Genomic DNA, 19,561 nt, shown 5'->3' with positions numbered 1-19,561 from the left:
AGGGTTAAGCCTCGACAAGCTTCAGCTTGCCGTCGAATATCCCAAGCACGCGGCCAAGCTCCTGGCCGCGCTTGAGGATGCGGCCGCCGGCGGCAATGACGGCAAAGGCGCCCTGTTTGCGCGCCAGTTTCGGGTCCTTGACGATCTGGAACAGCGGCACTTCGCTGGTGCGGCGGAACACCGAAAACACTGCCCTGTCGGTGAGATGATCGATGGCGTAGTCGCGCCATTCGTTGGCGGCGACCATGCGACCGTAGAGTCTGAGGATCTGGTCCAGTTCACGCCGGTCGAACCGCACCGGCTGATCGAGGCGCTCGCGTCGCGCCTCGTGCAGCGGGATCAATATTGCGGATGCGTCCCCATCCCCCGTCCCGCCGCTGTCGTCGGTCATGCCTCGATCCTTCAAAATGAATCTTTGCCAACCAAAGTTGGCGCGTTCGCAGCTGAATTGCAAGACCCGGCGAAGGGAGGGCGGCGCCGCGCTGTTTCTGCAACGTCCAGTCACTTTTATGAAACGCCCTGTTGGAATTGGTGATGCTTCGCCACATTCTCGCCATTTTTTATCCGCGCTCATGCCCCAATGTCCGACGAATTTACCGGCGTTGCCTGAGACGGTTCGGTCCGGCACCGGCTCGTAAACCCCAAGCCCCCCGCCCACGGGTCTGCGTCGGATCGAACCAACCTCGGTCTTTCTTCGGAAGGATCGGGTGCGACGATCCCAAAACCTAAATGACCGACGTCAGAAGCAAGCTGACGTCGGTTTTTTGTTTTCCGGGTGGCGCGCGGGGTGGAATCCCCCTCGCATTCGGTTGTTCTATCCGCTGACATCCCAACGCAGGCGGTCCTTCGCGCCCCCCTCTGTCCTGCCGGCGTTCGGGGGGGCGCTGTCCCGCTGACATCTCAACGGAACGTCTCAATTGAGATCTGAAAGCTTCTAAGGTTTGTGAATGAAGGCGGCGCCCAGAATGGGGCCGGGCAGGCCATCCTTGCCGACCGACTGCAGCAGCACGGCGCAGCCGCCCTTCTTGGAAATCTCGCTCATCGGCAATTCGTAGCGCTGTGCCTTGCCGTGCCACATGCCGGCGGTCTGGATGCCCGAGACCGCGTTCCAATAGGTCATCTTGCGGCCGGTGTTCTCACCCTGGCCGATCTTGACCGTCTGCGGCGGGTCGAAATAGACGATGACGACATGGGCGTCGCTGGGGCCGTTTCCGGCATCGCCGGCGTCGATCATCACGCGGTCGCTGGTCCGGCTGACCTTGACGGCGACCCGCATGCCTTCGCCGCTCTTGGCCATGCGGGCCAGCGCGCCGTCGACATCGACGCGGCTGGCGCCGTTGACATGGACGCGGCCGTTGATGACGGCCTGCGGTGTATAGACGGAGCGGCTGCCGAAGGCGCGCATATAGTCATTTTGCCGCTCGGTGTTCTCCTTGCGGCTCAGCGTGTCCTGCCAGCCGAGATAGTCCCAATAGTCGACATGATAGGCGAGCGCGACGATGTCTTCCTTGGCGGCAAGCTCGGCGAACAACGCATCGGCCGGCGGGCAGGAATTGCAGCCCTGGCTGGTGAACAGCTCGACCACGCCCAAGGGCCTGTCGATCTGGGTTTTGTCGGCCTGCGGCTTGCCGGGCTCGGCGGTTTGGCCGGCGCCGGCAAACGCTGAGAAGGCCAGCGCAAGGGCTGCCAGCCACAATGATTTTCGCGAGGCCATAACCATTCCGATTCCCGCCGGTGGTGCCGGCTTTATTGTGATTGCTGAAATATGTGGCAGAACCGGAAGTCAACGGGAAGTCACGTTGCGGTGAAATTTTGCCATTGCAACCGACCACAACGGCGCAATAGGAAAAGGGCTTGCACTTCAGGGTAGAAATCGATTCGGGCGGCAATCACGATGTGGCAAACTCTTTTGGCGCCGATCGATCTCTATTGCGAGCGGACCGGGCCGGAACTCTGGTCCGAGCCGGTCAATGCCCTGTCAAACCTCGCCTTCATCGCCGCCGGCCTGTGGGGCGTGCGCGAGGTGCGCAGGCTGCGCACCGGCACCTTCGCCGAGGTGCTGGCGTGGTGGGTGGTGGCAATCGGCATCGGCTCGACGATCTTCCACACCTTCGCCACCAGGGGCACGGTCTGGGTCGACGTGTTGCCGATCGCCGGCTTCACGCTCGCCTATACGCTGTTCAACCTGCGCCGTTTCCTCGGCCTGCGATGGGGCAAGGCGATTGCCATGTTCGTTGTCTTCTACGCTGTTGCCGGGGCGATAACCTTCGCCGTGCCGGACTGGCTGCGCCAGGCCTCGAACGGCACGACGGGCTATCTACCGCCGTTTCTGGCGCTCGCCTTCTTCGGCACACTGGTGGTGGCCAGCGGCAATCGCGCCGGCTGGTACAATCTGGTGGGGTCGGCGATCTTCGTCGTGTCCGTCATCTGCCGCATGATCGACCCGCTGGTCTGCGGCAGCTTTCCGCTCGGCACGCACTTCCTCTGGCACATCTTTAACGGGCTGATGCTCGGCGTGCTGCTGGCGGCAACGGCGCGCTTTGGAAAAGGCAGTAGGCAGTAGGCAGTAGGCAGTAGGCAGTAGGCAGTAGGCAGTAGGCAGTAGGCAGTAGGCAGTAGGGGTGCCTTTCCCTATTCCCTTATTGCCTACTGCCTACTCCCTGCCCTTAAGCCGCCAAATCGCGCAGCACGTATTGCAGGATGCCGCCGTTCTTGAAGTAGTCGAGTTCGTCCAGCGTATCGATGCGGCAGATGATCGGCACGTTCTTCACCGTGCCGTCGCCATAGGTGACCTTAGCGGTCATCGTCTGGCGCGGCTTGATGGCGCTCAGCCCGTCGATCTCGACCAGCTCGTCGCCTTTCAGGTTGAGCGAGGCCCAGGACGTGCCGTCCTCGAAGACGAAGGGAATGACGCCCATGCCGACCAGGTTCGAGCGGTGGATGCGCTCGAAGGACTGGGCGATGACGGCGCGGACCCCGAGCAGATTGGTGCCCTTGGCCGCCCAGTCGCGCGACGAGCCGTTGCCGTATTCGACACCGGCGAAGATCACCAGAGGCACGCCTTCCTTCTTGTACTCCATTGCCGCGTCGTAGATCGATTCCTCTTCCTTCGACGGGTAGTGGATGGTGTAGCCGCCCTCGCGGCCATTCTCGCCCAGCATATGGTTGCGGATGCGGATGTTGGCGAAGGTGCCGCGCATCATCACCTCATGGTTGCCGCGCCGCGTGCCGTACTGGTTGAAGTCGGCGACGCCGACGCCATGGTCGGTGAGGTATTTGCCGGCCGGTGAGGCCGCCTTGATCGAACCCGCCGGCGAGATGTGGTCGGTGGTGATCTTGTCGCCGAACAGGCCGAGCACGCGGGCGCCCTTGATGTCGCCGATCTTGCCGAAACCGGCGGTCATGCCGGCGAAATAGGGCGGGTTCTGCACATAGGTCGAATTGTCGTCCCAGGCATAGGTCTGGCCTTCCGGCGCCTTGACGTTCTGCCAGTATTCGTCGCCCTTGAAGACGTCGGCATATTTGCGGGCGAACAGCTCGCGGGTGACGTTCTTCTCGATGAACTCCTGGATCTCGGCCGAGCTCGGCCAGATATCCTTGAGGTAGACCGGATTGCCGTTCTTGTCCTCGCCGAGCGGCTCGGTGGTGAGGTCCTTGGTGACGGTGCCGGCCAGCGCGTGGGCGACGACCAGCGGCGGCGAGGCGAGATAGTTCGCCTGCACGTCGGGCGAGACGCGGCCTTCGAAGTTGCGGTTGCCGGACAGGACCGCGGCGGCAATCAGGCCTTTTTCGTTGATGGTTTTCGAGATCGGCGCCGGCAACGGGCCGGAATTGCCGATGCAGGTGGTGCAGCCGAAACCGACCAGGTTGAAGCCGATCTGGTCGAGCTCCTTCTGCAGGCCGGATTTCTCCAGATATTCGGCCACCACCTGGCTGCCAGGGGCCAGCGAGGTCTTGACCCACGGCTTCTGCTTCAAACCGAGGCGGTTGGCGTTGCGGGCCAGGAGGCCGGCGCCGATCAGCACGCTCGGGTTCGACGTGTTGGTGCAGGAGGTGATGGCGGCGATGACGACGTCGCCATGGCCGAGATCGTGGCTGGTGCCTTCAACGGCGTAGCGCTTGTGGATCTCGGCGGCCTTCTTGTATTCGGTCTCCATCGCCTTGGCGAAGCCTTCCGGAATGCCTTCCAGCGCGACGCGGCCTTCGGGCCGCTTGGGGCCGGCCATCGACGGCACGACGGAACCAAGTTCCAGCTCGAGCAGGTCGGTGAACACCGGATCGGCCGAACCGGTGTCGCGCCACAGGCCTTGCGCCTTGGCGTAGGCCTCGACCAGGGCGATGCGGTCCTCGCTGCGGCCGGACATTGTGAGGTAGCGGATGGTCTCGCTGTCGACCGGGAAGAAGCCGCAGGTGGCACCGTATTCGGGCGCCATGTTGCCGATGGTGGCGCGGTCGGCCAGCGTCATGTTGGACAGGCCTGGGCCGAAGAACTCGACGAACTTGCCGACGACGCCCTTCTTGCGCAGCATCTGGGTGACGGTGAGCACGAGGTCGGTGGCGGTGACGCCTTCCTTCAGTCTGCCGGTGAGGCGGAAGCCGATGACTTCAGGCAACAGCATGGAGACAGGCTGGCCGAGCATGGCCGCCTCGGCCTCGATGCCGCCGACGCCCCAGCCGAGCACACCAAGGCCGTTGATCATCGTGGTGTGCGAATCGGTGCCGACGCAGGTGTCGGGATAGGCGGTGGTTTCGCCGTCCTCGGTGTTGGTCCACACCACCTGGCCGAGATATTCGAGGTTGACCTGATGGCAGATGCCGGTGCCGGGCGGCACGACGCGGAAGTTGCGGAACGCCTGCTGGCCCCATTTCAGGAACTTGTAGCGTTCCTCGTTGCGCTCGTATTCGAGCTCGACATTGCGGGCGAAGGCCAGCGGCGTGCCGAATTCATCGACGATGACGGAATGGTCGATGACGAGGTCTACGGGCACCAGCGGGTTGATCTTCTGCGGGTCGCCGCCGAGCGAGGCCATGGCGTCGCGCATGGCGGCAAGGTCGACCACGGCTGGAACGCCGGTGAAATCCTGCATTAAGACGCGGGCCGGGCGATAGGCGATCTCGACGCCGGCGGTGCCCTTGTCGGTCAGCCAGCCGGCGACCGCCTGGATCGATTCTTTGGTGACGGTGCGGCCGTCCTCGTTGCGCAGCAGGTTCTCCAGCAGCACCTTCATCGAATAGGGCAGCTGGGCGATGCCGGTGAGACCGTTCTTCTCGGCCTCGATGAGATCGAAATAAACATACTCCGTACCGCTTGCGGTCAGCGTGCGGCGGCAATTGAAACTGTCTAGGGATTTTGACACGTGCGATCCTTGTCTGTTCAGCCTGAAAGGGAACGGACGCCGATGGCATGCAATCACGCGCAAAGGTGCGGGTACGGCCATTTCCGCTGTCCGTTCCCAAGCAACCCGAGCCGTTCAAGGCGGCGCGTGCGCTGGTTCGGCGCTAATTCTGTTCCCGCGCCGACCGCTGGCACGGATGCACCGCATATAGAGAATTTTCTGGAATAGTTCTAGACAGTTGCAAAGCAAATTTGTGCGATGCGGCGGCTGTCGCGACACATGGTTTTCAGGGCAGGCGAGGGATGCGGCTGATCGCCGAAAATCTGGGCGGCGAACGCGGCGGCGATATGGTGTTTTCCGGCATCGATTTTGCCCTGGAAGACGGCCAGTCGCTGGTCGTCACCGGGCCGAACGGTGCGGGCAAATCAACATTGTTGCGGGTCATCGCCGGGCTGCTGCCGGTCGCGGAAGGCGACGTGCGGATCGAAGGCGGCGGCGAAGCGTTTCCGTCGATCGCGTCGGCCTGTCATTATCTTGGCCACGAGAACGCCATGAAGCCGGCGCTCAGCGTGGCGGAAAATCTGCGCTTCTGGCGCGACTTCAATGGCGATGGAGATGTCGGCGTCGAAGAGGCGCTGGAAACGGTCGGGCTCGGCGGCATCGGCCATCTGCCGTTCGGCTACCTGTCGACCGGGCAACGGCGGCGCGCGGCGATCGCCAAGCTTTTGGTCAGCCATCGGCCGCTGTGGCTGCTGGATGAGCCGACGGCGGGATTGGACAAGGCCTCGGAGGCGCGGTTTGCGGGGCTGATGGGGAAGCATCGTGGAGAGGGTGGGATCGTCGTTGCGGCGACGCATTTGCCGCTGGGATTGGATGGGGCGAAGGAATTGAGGATGGGGGAGTAATGTCGGTATTCCTTCGCGACCCCCTCTGCCCTGCCGGGCATCTCCCCTTCAAGGGGGGAGATTGGCAGTTTCAACGCTTCGCTCGTCCTGCAACATCGGAGATTGGCGAAAGCCGAGGTGACGGCCAATCTCCCTCCTTGAGGGGGAGATGTCCGGCAGGACAGAGGGGGGTGCCTGGGCAACGGCATCTCAAATCATGCTAGCCCTCTTCCTGCGCGATATCCGCCTCAACATCCGCGCTGGCGGCGGCGCGTTAACTGGCGTCATCTTCTTCCTCGCCGTCATCGCCACCATTCCGTTCGGCGTTGGGCCGGACCTGAAGCTGCTGGCCCGCATCGGGCCGGCGATCCTGTGGATCGGCGCGCTGCTGTCCTGTCTGCTCGGCCTCGACCGGCTGTTCCAGGCCGACCGCGAGGACGGCTCGCTCGATCTGCTGGTGCTTGGCAACGACCGCCATATGCTGGCCTTGACGGTGCTGATCAAATGCCTGGCGCATTGGGCGGGCAGCGTGCTGCCGCTGGTCATTGCCGCTCCCTTGCTCGGCCTGTTCATGAATATGGAGCCGGCGGCAATAGGCGCCACGGCGTTGACGCTGCTGGTCGGCACGCCGGCGATCACCTTCATCGGCGCGGCGGGTGCGGCGGTGGCGGTGGCGCTGCCGCGTGGCGGGCTGCTGATCTCGGTGCTGGTGCTGCCGCTGACCATCCCGGTGCTGATCTTCGGCGTTTCGGCGAGTTACGGCGCGACGGCCAATCCCGATCCGTTTCTGCAGCCCTTCCTCATTCTTGCCGCGCTGACCCTGTTTCTTGCCGTGCTGGGGCCGGTCTCGGCGGCGCTGGCGCTGCGCCACGGAACGGATTGAGTGACGTCAAAGGCTGCGGCGCGGCGACCGATTGCGAAGCCGATGGCGCGAGGCTAAGGGAAGGCATGTTCGAATTGGGCGAAATGACCGGTTTGGAAAGCGGCACTTTGGCGAGGCCTGCCGCATGAGCGCGCACGCACTCTACGTCACCGCCGCCTATACGATCACCGCCGTGGTGCTGGCCGGGCTGGTCGGCTGGATCCTGCTCGACCAGCGGGCGCGCAAACGCGAACTCGCTGAACTCGAAGCGTCAGGCGTGCGGCGGCGTTCCGACAAAGGCGCCAAGCCATGAGCACAGAGATGGAAACGCCGACGCCCCGTCGCCGCCTGTTCGTGCTGTTGCCGCTGCTGGTCTTCCTCGGCTTGGCCGGACTGTTCCTGGCGCAGCTGTTGTCGGGGCGCGACGTTTCGGAAGTGCCGTCGGCCTTGATCGGCCTGCCGGCGCCGCAGACCAACCTGCCGCCGCTGGAGGGCAGCAACCTGCCCGGGCTCGATTCGAAATCCTTCGCCGGCAAGGTCACGCTGGTCAACGTGTTTGCGTCGTGGTGCGCGCCGTGCCGCGAAGAGCATCCGGTGCTGCTGGCGCTGGCGCAGGACAAGCGTTTCGTCATGGCGGCGCTGAACTACAAGGACGAGCCGGAAAACGCCCGGCGTTTCCTTGGCGATCTCGGCAATCCGTTCCAGGCGATTGGGGTCGACGAAGCCGGCCGCACGGCGATCGACTGGGGTGTCTACGGCGTGCCGGAAACCTTCGTCATCGGCAAGGACGGCAAGGTCGCCTACAAGCATGTCGGCCCGCTGACCGCCGAGGCGGCGCGGACGGTGCTGTTGCCGCAGATCGACAAGGCATTGGCGGCGCATTGATATTCAGGTGATGCCGGCCTGCAAATGGCGGCTTCCTGCGCTTCCGGTGCTCACGTACCCAAAAGTACGCGCCGCTCCGGTTTTCGGAACCCACCTTGTTTGGTCTTCGCGCCCGTCTTTCGACTCCGGCTCGGCCTGACCTGAATCTCAACGCGCCTGGGTGGCGCCGAGTCGATGGATCTTAAGATCAGCCGTAGATCTGCTTGTGGACCTGGTAGAGCATTTCGCTGCGGTCGGCGCGCATGTCGGCCAGGTCGCGGCTGGAAAAGCTGTCGATTTCGGCGACAAGGCGGTTGTAGTGCTTGCGCTTGGCAATGCTGGTGCGAGCGCGGGTCATGAGATCGTTGAAGATCATAGCGAGTTTCCTTCTGTGCCGCATTTTTGGCGGCTGGTTCTTCCTCCCTTGATCAGTACGAAGCATGACATAGTAATGGTGCATTGCAAAAAGAAGATGTTGCAATGCACCATTGCACGTAGCGCATAGCAGGTTAAGCCAGCTTAACCTGGGTTAAGCGCGCTTAACCCAGGTTAGCCAGGCAGCTCCAGCAGGTTGGCGTTGCTTCCCATCTGCCTTGAGACGTCAAGATGCGGTGAAGCACTCATCATCGATCTTGCCAGATCGATCTCCGGCTGGCTTGATCGCGCCCGACCTGATGCCAGGAGGAAAAGCATGGCCGCCGCAGATTATTATGAAGTTCTTGATCCGCGTTTCGCGCGGCTGTTCAATTCCAACGCGCAAGTGGAGAAGCTGTTCACCGGATGCCAGTGGGCGGAGGGGCCAGCCTGGTTCGCCGCCGGCCGCTATGTCGTCTGGTCCGACATCCCCAACAACCGCATGCTGCGCTACGACGAGACCGACGGCAATGTCAGCGTCTTCCGTCAGCCGTCCGGCAACTCCAATGGCAACACCGTCGACCGGCAGGGCCGGCTGGTGACCTGCGAGCACTCGGGCCGCCGTGTCAGCCGCACCGAGTTTGACGGTTCGGTCACCACCATCGCCGCCAAATGGCGTGGCAAGCGGCTGAATTCGCCCAACGATGCGGTGGTGAAGTCGGATGGCTCGATCTGGTTCACCGATCCGAGCTACGGCATCGACACCGACTATGAGGGCGACAAGGCCGAAAGCGAGATCGGCGCCTGCTACGTCTATCGGGTCGATCCCGGCACGGGCGAGGTCGAGGCCGTCATCACCGACATGGTCAGGCCCAACGGCCTTGCCTTCTCGCTCGACGAGAGCAAGCTCTATGTCGTCGACACCGGCCGCACGCATGGCGCGCAAGATCCTGCCCATATGCGGGTATTCAATGTCGGCAAGGGCGGCAAGAAGGTTTCCGGCGAAAAGGTCTTCGCCGACTGCACGGCCGGCATGTTCGACGGCTTCAGGCTCGATGAGGACGGCCGCATCTGGACCAGTGCGGCCGACGGCATCCACTGCTACGATCCGGACGGGACGCTGATCGGCAAGGTCAAGGTGCCGGAGGTCACCGCCAATTGCGTGTTCGGCGGCAACAAGCTGAATTGCCTCTATATCGCCGGCACCACGTCGCTCTATATGGTGAGGCTGATGGTCAACGGCGCCAAGACCTATTGAGCGACCGTCAACAACATCGAAGGGGAGGACGCCATGCCATTCGTGAGCATCCGCATCGTCAAGGAAGTGATTGCCGCTGACCCGGCGGGCAAGAAGGCGGACATAGCCAAAAGGGTCACGGCGGCCATCATGGACGCCACCGGACTGGGCAATGACGATGTCTGGGTGGTCTTCGAGGAGGTCAACGCCCGCGACTGGTACGTCGGCAAGACCGATGTCGAGACGCTGAGAAGCAAGAAGTAGCCTCAGCGGTCGGCGATGAAGCCCGCGAAAGCGGACAGCGCATCGCGCATTGCCAGTCGGTTTTCCGGCTCAGCCAGGATGTTCTCCACCTCCGGCGGCTTCTTGCCGAGCAGGGCGATCTCCAGCACATCTTCGCAAAGCGCGAACGACATGGTGCGCATGACCTCGGTCAGCGCGGCGCGGGCAAACAGCGAGCGCGGCGAGGCGTGCACCAGCATGGCGGGCTTGGCGACGGCGGCGTCGCGCGACACCAGCCAGTCGAGGGCATTCTTCAGTCCGCCCGGCACGCCATGGGCATATTCCGGACAGGAGATGATGACGCCGTCGGCTTGCGTGACGGTGTCGATCAGCGCGGAGGCTTCATGCGGCGTCCGCTCGGCCTCATCGTCGGGATTGAAGATCGGCAGACGGCCAAGCCGGTCATAGACGGTGACGTGGCAGCCGGGCGGGGCGTTGCGCGCCAGGGCCGCGACCAGTGCGGCATTGGTGGAGGCCGCTCGCAGGCTGCCGGAAATGGCGAGGATTTCGATCAAGGGAGAGCGGCCGGATACAGGTGAATCGTGACGCGAAAAACTACCACAAGGTCTTGCGGTAATCCTGGTCCAGCTCGCGGTCGATGCTGCCGGCAGTCTCTGCCAGCGCCAGCTGGTCACGCAGGATCTGGCCGAGCGTCGGCAGCGTTGCGCGGTCGTACCAGGTTTCCGGCTTCCACAGATCCGAGCGCATGAAGGCCTTGGCGCAATGCATGTAGGCGGCCTTGACGGTGACCACGACGACGCTTTGTGGTTCCTTGCCGTCGACGGCGAGCCGTTTGCGCAAGGTCGCGTCGACGGTGATGCGGGCGTCGCCGTTGACGCGCAGCGTCTCGTTCATGCCGGGAATGAGGAAGAGCAGCCCGACCGACGGGTTGAGGAGGATGTTCTCCAGCGTGTCGAGCCGGTTGTTGCCGGGCCGGTCGGGAATAGCGATGGTCGTGTCGTCGAGCACGGCGGCGAAGCCCGGTTTGTCGCGGCATTGCCGGCGCCGTCGGACGAGCCGATCAGCACGAACGGGCTCTTGCCGATGAAGGAGCGGCAATGGCCGTCGAGCGCCTTCAATTCCTTGCGGATAGAGCCGTCGGTCGGTCGCGGCGTCTTGTAGATCGTCCTCAGCTCATCGCGCGTGGTGACGAATTCCATGACCCTCTCCCTATTTCCCGGCCTTCTCTTCTTTCCCGGCTTTCTCGTCGAGCGAATGGCGCAGGATCAGCGGCATCTGGCTGAAGGTGAACAGAAGCGTGATCGGCATGATGCCCCAGACCTTGAAGGTAACCCAGGCGTCGGTGGAAAAATTCCGCCACACCACTTCATTGGCAAGGGCCAGGAACAGGAAGAACAGACCCCAGCGGAAGGTCAGCTTCCTCCAGCCCTCGGCGTCGAGGCTGAAGGCCGAATCGAAGACATAGCCGAGCAGCGATCTGCCGAAGTAGAGACCGCCGAGCAGCACGCCGCCGAACAGCGTGTTGACGATGGTCGGCTTCATCTTGATGAAGATGTCGTCCTGCAGATAGAGCGTCAGCGCGCCGAAGATGAAGACGACGACGCCCGACACCATCGGCATGATCGGCAAGGTGCGCATCAGCAGCCATGAGGCGATCAGCGCGATGGCGGTGGCGGCCATGAACAGGCCGGTGGCGACGAAGATCGGGCCGCCCAATTCGGCCAGGACAGGGAATTTCCGCACCAGCCATTCGCCGCGCGCATTGGCGAAGAAAAACACCATCAACGGCCCCAGCTCCAGCACCAGTTTGAGCAGCGGATTGACGCCTTCCTTCTTCTCTTTTTGCGGGTCGGACGGATCGCGTTCGAGAATGGGTGGGTTCATAGACTTTACTTTCTTACGCATAATCTGATCCAAAAAGTCTGCAACTTTTTGGGATGTGCTTGTTAGGCAACTCCAGCGATCGCCCTGGCGAATTCGCTTGCCGAAAAAGGTTCGAGGTCATCGACCTGTTCGCCGACGCCGATGAAATAGACCGGCAATTTGTGCTTTGCCGCGATCGCCACCAGAATACCGCCACGCGCCGTGCCGTCCAGCTTGGTCATCACCAGGCCGTTGACGCCGGCGACATTGCGGAAGATCTCGACCTGGTTGAGCGCGTTCTGGCCGGTGGTGGCGTCTACCGTCTGCAAAACGGTGTGCGGCGCTTCCGGGTCGAGCTTGCCCAGCACGCGGACGATCTTTTCGAGCTCGGCCATCAGCTCGGTCTTGTTCTGCAGGCGGCCGGCGGTGTCGATAATCAGCACGTCGGAGCCGGCTTCTTTTGCTCGTTCGAAGGCGTCATAGGCCAGCCCCGCGGCATCGGCGCCGATCTTGGAGGCGATGACCGGTGATTTCGTCCGCTCGCCCCAGATCTTCAATTGCTCGATCGCGGCGGCACGGAACGTGTCGCCGGCCGCGAGCATCACCGACAGGCCGCCATCGGTCAGTTTTGCCGCCAGCTTGCCGATGGTGGTGGTCTTGCCGGTGCCGTTGACGCCGACCACCAGGATGACATGCGGCTTGTGCGAGAGATCGAGCTCCAGCGGCATGGCGACGTGGGCCAGCACCTTCTCCACCTCGGCCGCCATGATGGCGCGCACTTCCGCGTCGGAAACATCCTTGCCGTAGCGGCTGGAAGCCAGCGCATCGGTGACGCGCAGCGCGGTTTCCATGCCGAGATCGGCGCGGATCAGCACATCCTCGAGGTCCTGCAGGGTCTCTTCGTCCAGCTTGCGCTTGGTGAAGACGCCGGCGATGTTGCCGGTGAGCTCGCGCGACGAACGGGCAAGCCCATCCCTCATGCGCTGGAACCACGAGCGCCTCGGCGCCGGTTCCGGCGCTTTCTGCGGTTCGGCCTTCTGCTCGACCTTCTTGGTGACGGTCACCTTGCCGGGAGCGGGAACGGGTTTTGGCGCCGGTTGCGGGACGGCCTGAGGTTCGGGCGCGACCTCGGCAATGACAGGCTGTGCTTCAATCGGAGCCGGCTGGCGAATGGGCGGCGAAACTTCGGCCGGCGGGATTTCGGGCGCCGGCGTTTCGGCGGGAGTCTCGACCGGCGGTGCCGGCACTTCGACTGGCGCAGGTTCTGGCTGTTTCTCCGGTTGCGGCACGATTTCCGGCCGCTCCGGCTCCGGAATTTCGCGCGGCTCCAGTGCAGGAACCGGCTCCGGCACCACAGGCGCGGGTGGGATTTCCTCTGGCGCAGGCTCCTCGGCGGGCGCTTCCGGTTCAACCGGCTGCGGCTCTTCAACCGGGGCAGGCTCAGGCCGGATTTCCGGCTCGGGCGGAATGATCGGTGCCGGCTCGGGCGCTGGTTCCTCGACAGGCGCCGGCTCCGACGGCACTTCCGGCTCGGCCGGCAGTGTCGGTACAATTTCCGCCTCGGGCTGCGGCTCGTCGCGCTTCAGAAATTCCGGAACAACCTGTTCGGACGCCGGCTTCAGCGCATCGAGCGCTTCCCATTTGATCGGCGGCAGCGGGGCGGTCTCGTCGACCGGTTCCTCGACCACTTCCTTCTTGCCGAACGAAAATATCTTCTTGAAAAAACCAGCCATGCTTTGCGGTCTCAGGCGGCGCGGGCGGCAAGCGGCGCCGCGATCAGCCGGGCGCCATCGTGGCCGGTGATATCGGCCGCGACGATCTCACCCGGCACGCCCGCGCCGAGTGCGGCAAGCGTAAAACCTTCGGTGCGGCCAAGACCGTCACGCTCGATCAGGATCGACTGGCGCGTTCCGGAAAGCGACGACAGATGGCGCCGATACGCAGCCTCACCCGCGGCGCGCAACCGGGCGGCGCGCTGCTTGACCAATTCGCGCCGCACCTGCGGCATACGCGCGGCGGGCGTGCCTTCGCGTGGGCTGAACGGGAAGACATGCAGATGGGTCAGTCCGCATTCCTCGACGATTTTTTCCGAGTTTTCGAACATCTCATCCGTTTCGGTCGGGAAGCCGGCGATGATGTCGGCGCCGAAGACGATGCCGGGGCGCAATTTGCGCACATCCTCGCAGAAGCGGATCGACTGATCGCGCAGATGGCGGCGCTTCATGCGCTTCAGGATCATGTCGTCGCCGGATTGCAGCGACAGATGCAGATGCGGCATCAGCCGCGGCTCGGTGGCGATGGCGTCGAGCAAATCGTCGTCGGCCTCGATCGAATCGATCGAGGACAGCCGCAGCCGCTTCACATCGGGCACCTGCTTGAGGATTGTTTTTACCAGTCTGCCGAGCTTTGGCGCACCCGGCAGGTCGGCGCCAAAACTGGTCATGTCGACGCCGGTCAGCACGATCTCGGCATAGCCGTTGCCGGCGAGCCGCTTGATCTGCTCGACCACGGCGCCCATCGGCACCGAGCGCGAATTGCCGCGACCATAGGGAATGATGCAGAAGGTGCAGCGGTGGTCGCAGCCGTTCTGCACCTGGACGAAGGCGCGCGCCCTGCCCTCGATGGCGTCGACCATGTGGCCGGCGGTCTCGCGCACCGAAAAGATGTCGTTGACGCGTGCCTTCTCGGTGTCGTTGACGCCGAAATCCGGCAGCGCCCGATAGGAGTTCGCCTTCAGCTTCTCCTCATTGCCAAGCACGAGGTCGACCTCGTCCATGGCGGCGAAATTCTGCGGCTCGGTCTGCGCGGCGCAGCCGGTGACGATGATGCGCGCTTCGGGGTTGTCGCGGCGCGCCTTGCGGATCGCCTGCTTTGCCTGGCGTACCGCCTCGCCGGTCACGGCGCAGGTGTTGAAGATCACGGCGCCGCCTTCCAGCGCGCCAAGGCCGGCGCTTTCCGCCTCGCGCCGCATCACCTCGGACTCATAGGTGTTCAGCCGGCAGCCGAAGGTGACGACATCGATACCCTTGGAGAGGGAGGCCATCAGGCCGCGCTTTCGGTGTCGCGGGCCCAGGTGCCGGTCGACGGATCGAAGCTGCCGGAAAATTCCCATTCGGCGGCACCGGTGAGGATGACGTGGTCGTCGCCGCGCCATTCGACATGCAGCGAGCCGCCGCCGGGCGTCACCAGGCTGACGCTGCGGCCGGTCCGGTTGGTGCGGGCCGCGGCGACCACCGATGCGCATGCGGCGGAGCCGCAGGCCTTGGTCAGGCCGGCGCCGCGCTCCCAGGTGCGGATGACCATGGTGTCGGGCGAGGTGACCTCAACGATGGTGATGTTGGCGCGCTCGGGAAACATCGGATGGTTCTCGAGCAGCGGCCCGAAGCGGTCGAGCTCATAGGACCAGACGTCGCGGTCGACCCAGAATATGGCGTGCGGGTTACCCATCGAGACCACCGAGGGCGAATGCAGCACCGGCGCGTCGATCGGACCGATCTGCAGCTCGATCATGCGGGTATCGTGGAACTCCTCGGCCAGTGGAATGTCCTGCCAACCGAAACGCGGTATGCCCATGTCGACCGAGATTGACCCGTCGGCATGTTCGCGTGCGTTGAGGATGCCGGCGACGGTCTCGAAGGTGAAGGTCTTCTGGCCGGTTTCTGCGGCGAGCGCCTGGACGACGCAGCGCATGCCGTTGCCGCAGGCCTGAGCCTTGGAGCCGTCGGAATTCAAGATGTCGATGAAAAAGGCGGTGCCCGGCGTCCGGGCGTCGTGGATCGCCATGATCTGGTCGAACCTGGTCGCGGCATCGGCGTTCAGCGCAATGGCGGCAGCCGGCGTCACCCGATCGGCACGGCTACGCATGTCGGCAACGATGATCTCGTTGCCGATGCCGTTCATCTTGGCGAAAGGGGCAGTGCTGGCCATTGCTCCGCGAATTCCGTGTCCGTTTGGCGCTATATGGCGGAAACGAGCGGGAATTACCAGTGCGCAGGCGGCTTACGTCACCGCGAAGATGCCGAGCACCACGAGCAGGAAGATGACCAGAACGATGCCGATGAGGATGCGCCGCGAGGCCGATGCCCGGGGCTATATCTAGCCGGCGATCTCGATATCGGTGGTGAAGGGCGCCGTCTTGCTCGAATTCTCGTCATGCATGAGGAAGTCGCACCGGTATTTGCCGGCCGGCAAGCCGTCGAGGGAGAGGTCCAGTTTGAAGAACAATTCGCGGTTGTGTGAGCGGGAAGCGACCTGAACACGGCCGACCTTCGCACTCGTAGCGAGGGACTCGCCCGCCGCGGAAAAGATAGTGATGTCGACGGAAAGCGCGATCATGCTGTTGCCGAGGCCATCCGAGCCGTAGCCATAGCCGACAGGTTCCATGTAGAGCACGATCTTCTCGCCGGGCTTGTAGATGTGATTGGCACGCTCGCTGTAGATGCCGAAGCCGCTCGCCGTGTCGACCTGTTTGACATTCAGAACGGCCAGCGGCGTCGCTTGCCAAAAGGCTTCCTCGGCACTGCGGAATTTGTCCAGCGCGCCGGCGCCGTCGCCCGACTGCAGCAGCTTTTCCGCTTCCGCCGCGCGATCGGCGATGTCTCCGGCAAAGGCTGCCGACGTGGAGATTCCCATAGCGAGCAGGATTGCCAGGATTGATTTCATAAGATGCGACTCCGTTCCCCAGAAACGCCATGGTGAGCGAAAACCGCGGTGGGGTAAACGGCAATCCTCAGCAGGCCTCAAGGTACGTCCCAGACCTCGCCGGGCCGCAAGGCGCGAAAGCGCTGCCGCGGGATGCCTTGATCGTCGAGCGCCTCGGTCAATTTCCGCGCCGGCTCGTCGATCGGTTCGTCGGTGAGCCGGAAGGTGCCCCAGTGGCAACCGGCGGCATAGGCGGCGTTGCACAGTTTCATGCCTTGCACGGCTTCTTCCGGATTCTGATGCTGCGGCGCCATGAACCAGCGCGGCTCATAGGCGCCGATCGGCAGGATGGCGAAGCGGAAGCCGCCATGTTTTTCAGCCATCAGCCGGTAGTTGATGCCATCGTGGAAGCCGGTGTCGCCGGCGAAATAGACCTTGCCATTCGGCGTCTCGATGACGAAGCCGGCCCACAGCGCCATGCGCCGGTCGCGGGCGCCACGCGCCGACCAGTGATGCGCCGGCTCGACATGGATAGCGACGCCGTTGCCGATCTCGACCCTGTTGCCCCAGTCATGCGCCGACAGCCGCATCCCGGGAACTGCTTCGCCAATCAGGGCATCGTTGCCGAGCGGGGTGATCACCAGCGGGTCGTGGCTGGCCTTCAGCCGCTTCAGCGTGGCGAGGTCGAGATGGTCGTAATGGTTGTGGCTGACCAGAACGAGGTCGATCGGCGGCAGGTCGGCGAAGGCAATGCCTGGCGGCATGACGCGTTTTGGCCCGGCGAAGGCGAGCGGCGATGCGCGCGGCGACCAGATCGGATCGGTGAGGATGTTCAGGCCGGCCGTCTGGATCAGCAAGGTGGAATGGCCGACCATGGTCAGTTGCAACGCTGCGCCTTCGACCCGTGTCGCCGGTTTTGCCTGCGGCAAAGGGCTCGGAGTGGTCGCCGGCCATTTCGAGCGCTTGCCACTCAACTGCCATTTCAGCAGGTCGGCGAAACGGCCGGGTGGCTGGCCGTCGGGATTGAAGAACAAGGTGCCGTCGAAATGATCGCTGGGTGGGCCGCTGTAGTAGCGGTTGGCGGCTTTCTTTCTCGCGGCCAAATTCTTGCGCTCCGGCAGGTTTCGGTTTCCAAGAGATAGGACCAATGCCGGCCGGCGCAAGCATTTGGAAGACCGCAAATGCGGCTTCCGGAAAGACCGCAAATGCGGCTTCCGGCTTGCCGGGTGCGGGGGGCCGCACCGATCCAAGGGTTGGAGCGACACGCGGCCAGTGCCGCCAGGATTGCGATAAATTTGCAACAGATCTTGCTGCAAACCGTATTTTAACCATATCGGGTTGAAATTTCGCCACCTTCTCCATCTTGGTGGAGGTGAGATTGTGCGGACGGCGTCCCCGAGCCGGATCCGACGGAGGTTGGAATGATTTTTTCGAAAAGCGGCCTGGTGGCCGTATCGCTGGCGGCGCTCGTTGCGAGTGGCTGTTCGACCTCACGCTTCTCGTCGATGGATGACCAGCAGCCGGCACCGCTGCAGCCGGCACCGGCCGGCCAGGTGACCGCCAATCAGCTGCCGCCGCCGGCAGCACCGGGCGCCACCGACCCGTCGAAATTCCCGACCGCGCCGGCGAATACGCAGGTTGCGTCCTTGCCGCCGGACGGCTCGGCGCCCGCCGGCGCCACGGATCTGACCGCGGCCGCCGTCGCCGGTGTCTGGAATGCCAGCGTTTCGGGCCAGAGCTGCAAGGTGGCGACGCCGCAGACCAAGTTCGGCGCCGGCTTCCGCGCTGGACCGTTGCACTGCCCGGCGCCGATCGACGGCATCAAGTCGTGGAATGTCGCCGGCAAACAGCTGACGCTCTATGACGAGAATGGCGGCACGCTGGCGCGGCTCTATTCGTCGGGCGGCTCAAAATTCGACGGCCAGACTTCCAACGGCCAGGCGATTTCGCTTACAAGATAGGCTGACCCGCCCCCTATTTGTTTTTACGCAATTCCGGACGGAAAACCGCTACACACTTTTCCTGGAATTGCTCTAGAACGACGTGATCGATGCATCTGCGTGACGGCCTCCAGACCCATGCGACCGTCAGGCAGCGCTACGACCATCTGGTGGAAACCGGCGCGATCGAACGCGATCCGGCGCAGGAACGGATCGCCGCCGCGCTCGACCGGCTGACCGACGAGATCTCGGCGAAGCGGCTGGCGCAGAAGTCCAGCGCGCTTGGATGGCTGTTTGCCCGCAAGCGCGAGACGCATGAGGCCGTCAAAGGCCTCTACATCCATGGCGGCGTCGGCCGCGGCAAGACCATGCTGATGGACATGCTCTTCGAATTGCTGCCGGTGCGGCGCAAGCGCCGCGTCCACTTCAACGACTTCATGGCCGATGTGCAGGACCGCATCCAGAAGCACCGGCAGGCGCGCAAGAACGGCTCGGTCAAGGAAGACGATCCGATCCCGCCGGTGGCCAAGGCGCTTGCGGAGCAGGCCTGGGTGCTCTGCTTCGACGAGTTCTCGGTCACCGACATTGCCGACGCGATGATCCTGTCGCGGCTGTTTTCGGCGCTGTTTGCCAGTGGCGTGGTGCTGGTCGCCACCTCGAATTTGGCGCCGGAAAATCTCTATGGCGATGGGCTGAACCGGCAGCTTTTCCTGCCGTTCATCGGCATTTTGGAGCGGCACACGCAGGTGCTGTCGCTCGACGCCGACAAGGACTACCGGCTGGAAAAGCTCGCCCGCACTCCGGTCTATGTCACGCCGGCCGATGCGGCGGCCGACCAGATGCTCGACGAGGCCTGGCAAACCATGACGCGCGGTGCGCCGACGGCGGAGACCTCGCTGACCCTCAAGGGACGGCAGGTGATCGTGCCGGCTGCTGCCGGCGATGCGGCGCGGTTTTCCTTTGCTGATCTCTGCGAAAAGCCGCATGGCGCCCGCGATTTCCTGGCGATTGCCGGCCGCTTCTCGACCGTCTTTATCGACCATGTCCCGGTGCTCGGCGAAGGCAAGCGCAACGAGGCCAAGCGCTTCATCCTGTTGATCGACACGCTCTACGATCATCATGTGCGGCTGGTGGTCAGCGCCGAGGCGCCGCCGCCGCAGCTCTATGTGGCCAAACGCGGCGTCGAGGTCTTCGAGTTCGAGCGCACGGCATCACGCCTGATCGAGATGCAAAGCCGCGACTGGCTGGAAGACTGGGCGGAACGGCAGCAGGTTAAGGATCAGACAAAGAAGCCGGAAGGCCGGCACGGCGAGTCTCCTGTCGCTACGGCCTGAGCC

Annotated in this window: 20 protein-coding genes and 1 pseudogene; 9 read left to right on the top strand and 12 right to left on the bottom strand. The window is 63.7% G+C overall.

Annotated features, from left to right (window positions below; genetic code table 11):
- Nucleotides 1–4: 4 nt before the first annotated feature.
- On the bottom strand, nucleotides 5–391 hold the full coding sequence (locus ACFFNA_RS21500; RefSeq protein ID WP_378921401.1) for a DUF2794 domain-containing protein: 387 nt from the start codon (nucleotides 389–391) through the stop codon (nucleotides 5–7).
- Between the two features lie 543 nt (nucleotides 392–934).
- Nucleotides 935–1,720, bottom strand: coding sequence for a DUF1223 domain-containing protein (locus ACFFNA_RS21495; RefSeq protein ID WP_111544116.1), 786 nt, complete (start codon nucleotides 1,718–1,720; stop codon nucleotides 935–937).
- 174 nt (nucleotides 1,721–1,894) lie between these two features.
- Here ACFFNA_RS21495 and ACFFNA_RS21490 point away from each other — a divergent pair, with 174 nt between their 5' ends.
- Nucleotides 1,895–2,563, top strand: a complete 669-nt coding sequence (locus ACFFNA_RS21490) for a ceramidase domain-containing protein (protein WP_378921399.1) — start codon at nucleotides 1,895–1,897, stop codon at nucleotides 2,561–2,563.
- 103 nt (nucleotides 2,564–2,666) lie between these two features.
- On the opposite strand, the gene acnA is transcribed toward ACFFNA_RS21490, so the two are convergent.
- Nucleotides 2,667–5,357 carry an aconitate hydratase AcnA gene (acnA, locus tag ACFFNA_RS21485; RefSeq protein WP_378921397.1) on the bottom strand — a complete coding sequence of 897 codons (2,691 nt, stop codon included), beginning with the start codon at nucleotides 5,355–5,357 and terminating at the stop codon, nucleotides 2,667–2,669.
- Nucleotides 5,358–5,638: 281 nt separating this feature from the next.
- On the opposite strand from acnA, the gene ccmA reads away from it, so the two are divergent.
- The 4 genes from ccmA (at nucleotide 5,639) to ACFFNA_RS21465 (ending at nucleotide 7,967) form a co-directional block, all read left to right on the top strand.
- Entirely contained in the window at nucleotides 5,639–6,241 is a 603-nt protein-coding gene (ccmA, locus tag ACFFNA_RS21480; protein ID WP_378921395.1) for a heme ABC exporter ATP-binding protein CcmA, read from the top strand.
- A gap of 196 nt (nucleotides 6,242–6,437) precedes the next feature.
- Complete coding sequence (gene ccmB, locus ACFFNA_RS21475; RefSeq protein WP_111544120.1) at nucleotides 6,438–7,103, top strand: heme exporter protein CcmB; 666 nt, start codon at nucleotides 6,438–6,440, stop codon at nucleotides 7,101–7,103.
- Nucleotides 7,104–7,227: 124 nt separating this feature from the next.
- Complete coding sequence (gene ccmD, locus ACFFNA_RS21470; protein WP_095083995.1) at nucleotides 7,228–7,395, top strand: heme exporter protein CcmD; 168 nt, start codon at nucleotides 7,228–7,230, stop codon at nucleotides 7,393–7,395.
- Nucleotides 7,392–7,967, top strand: coding sequence for a DsbE family thiol:disulfide interchange protein (locus tag ACFFNA_RS21465; RefSeq protein WP_378921392.1), 576 nt, complete (start codon nucleotides 7,392–7,394; stop codon nucleotides 7,965–7,967). Before ccmD ends, ACFFNA_RS21465 begins: the two co-directional genes overlap by 4 nt.
- 187 nt (nucleotides 7,968–8,154) lie before the next feature.
- On the opposite strand, the gene ACFFNA_RS21460 is transcribed toward ACFFNA_RS21465, so the two are convergent.
- Complete coding sequence (locus tag ACFFNA_RS21460) at nucleotides 8,155–8,322, bottom strand: hypothetical protein (RefSeq protein WP_095083997.1); 168 nt, start codon at nucleotides 8,320–8,322, stop codon at nucleotides 8,155–8,157.
- Nucleotides 8,323–8,637: 315 nt separating this feature from the next.
- On the opposite strand from ACFFNA_RS21460, the gene ACFFNA_RS21455 reads away from it, so the two are divergent.
- Both ACFFNA_RS21455 and ACFFNA_RS21450 read left to right on the top strand, forming a co-directional pair.
- A complete protein-coding gene (locus ACFFNA_RS21455; RefSeq protein ID WP_111544123.1) occupies nucleotides 8,638–9,558 on the top strand; it encodes an SMP-30/gluconolactonase/LRE family protein in 921 nt (306 codons plus the stop codon).
- A gap of 33 nt (nucleotides 9,559–9,591) precedes the next feature.
- Complete coding sequence (locus tag ACFFNA_RS21450) at nucleotides 9,592–9,801, top strand: tautomerase family protein (RefSeq protein WP_111544124.1); 210 nt, start codon at nucleotides 9,592–9,594, stop codon at nucleotides 9,799–9,801.
- Nucleotides 9,802–9,803: 2 nt separating this feature from the next.
- Here ACFFNA_RS21450 and ACFFNA_RS21445 read toward each other — a convergent pair whose 3' ends face one another.
- The 8 genes and pseudogenes from ACFFNA_RS21445 to ACFFNA_RS21410 form a co-directional block, all read right to left on the bottom strand.
- Nucleotides 9,804–10,334 carry an NADPH-dependent FMN reductase gene (locus ACFFNA_RS21445; protein WP_378921389.1) on the bottom strand — a complete coding sequence of 177 codons (531 nt, stop codon included), beginning with the start codon at nucleotides 10,332–10,334 and terminating at the stop codon, nucleotides 9,804–9,806.
- 40 nt (nucleotides 10,335–10,374) lie between these two features.
- A pseudogene (locus ACFFNA_RS21440) lies at nucleotides 10,375–10,979 on the bottom strand (pyridoxamine 5'-phosphate oxidase family protein).
- Nucleotides 10,980–10,989: 10 nt separating this feature from the next.
- Nucleotides 10,990–11,664 (bottom strand): septation protein A, encoded by a 675-nt coding sequence (locus ACFFNA_RS21435; RefSeq protein WP_378921387.1) that lies wholly within the window; start codon nucleotides 11,662–11,664, stop codon nucleotides 10,990–10,992.
- A 62-nt stretch (nucleotides 11,665–11,726) separates the two neighbouring features.
- Entirely contained in the window at nucleotides 11,727–13,376 is a 1,650-nt protein-coding gene (gene ftsY, locus ACFFNA_RS21430) for a signal recognition particle-docking protein FtsY (protein ID WP_378921385.1), read from the bottom strand.
- A gap of 11 nt (nucleotides 13,377–13,387) precedes the next feature.
- Nucleotides 13,388–14,686: a tRNA (N(6)-L-threonylcarbamoyladenosine(37)-C(2))-methylthiotransferase MtaB gene (gene mtaB, locus ACFFNA_RS21425; RefSeq protein ID WP_378921383.1), complete on the bottom strand. Its 1,299-nt coding sequence runs from the start codon at nucleotides 14,684–14,686 to the stop codon at nucleotides 13,388–13,390.
- Nucleotides 14,686–15,570, bottom strand: a complete 885-nt coding sequence (gene dapF, locus ACFFNA_RS21420; RefSeq protein ID WP_378921381.1) for a diaminopimelate epimerase — start codon at nucleotides 15,568–15,570, stop codon at nucleotides 14,686–14,688. Before dapF ends, mtaB begins: the two co-directional genes overlap by 1 nt.
- Nucleotides 15,571–15,738: 168 nt before the next feature.
- Nucleotides 15,739–16,305 (bottom strand): hypothetical protein, encoded by a 567-nt coding sequence (locus ACFFNA_RS21415; RefSeq protein ID WP_378921379.1) that lies wholly within the window; start codon nucleotides 16,303–16,305, stop codon nucleotides 15,739–15,741.
- 77 nt (nucleotides 16,306–16,382) lie between these two features.
- On the bottom strand, nucleotides 16,383–17,387 hold the full coding sequence (locus tag ACFFNA_RS21410) for an MBL fold metallo-hydrolase (RefSeq protein ID WP_378921377.1): 1,005 nt from the start codon (nucleotides 17,385–17,387) through the stop codon (nucleotides 16,383–16,385).
- A 318-nt stretch (nucleotides 17,388–17,705) separates the two neighbouring features.
- On the opposite strand from ACFFNA_RS21410, the gene ACFFNA_RS21405 reads away from it, so the two are divergent.
- Nucleotides 17,706–18,245, top strand: a complete 540-nt coding sequence (locus ACFFNA_RS21405) for a protease inhibitor Inh/omp19 family protein (protein WP_111544132.1) — start codon at nucleotides 17,706–17,708, stop codon at nucleotides 18,243–18,245.
- An 89-nt stretch (nucleotides 18,246–18,334) separates the two neighbouring features.
- Nucleotides 18,335–19,558: a cell division protein ZapE gene (gene zapE, locus ACFFNA_RS21400; protein WP_378921375.1), complete on the top strand. Its 1,224-nt coding sequence runs from the start codon at nucleotides 18,335–18,337 to the stop codon at nucleotides 19,556–19,558.
- Nucleotides 19,559–19,561 lie beyond the last annotated feature (3 nt).

The sequence above is a fragment of the Mesorhizobium kowhaii genome (genome assembly GCF_042431665.1).
Classification (GTDB): Bacteria; Pseudomonadota; Alphaproteobacteria; order Rhizobiales; family Rhizobiaceae; genus Mesorhizobium; species Mesorhizobium kowhaii.
This window is presented reverse-complemented; position numbering and strand designations above follow the sequence as displayed.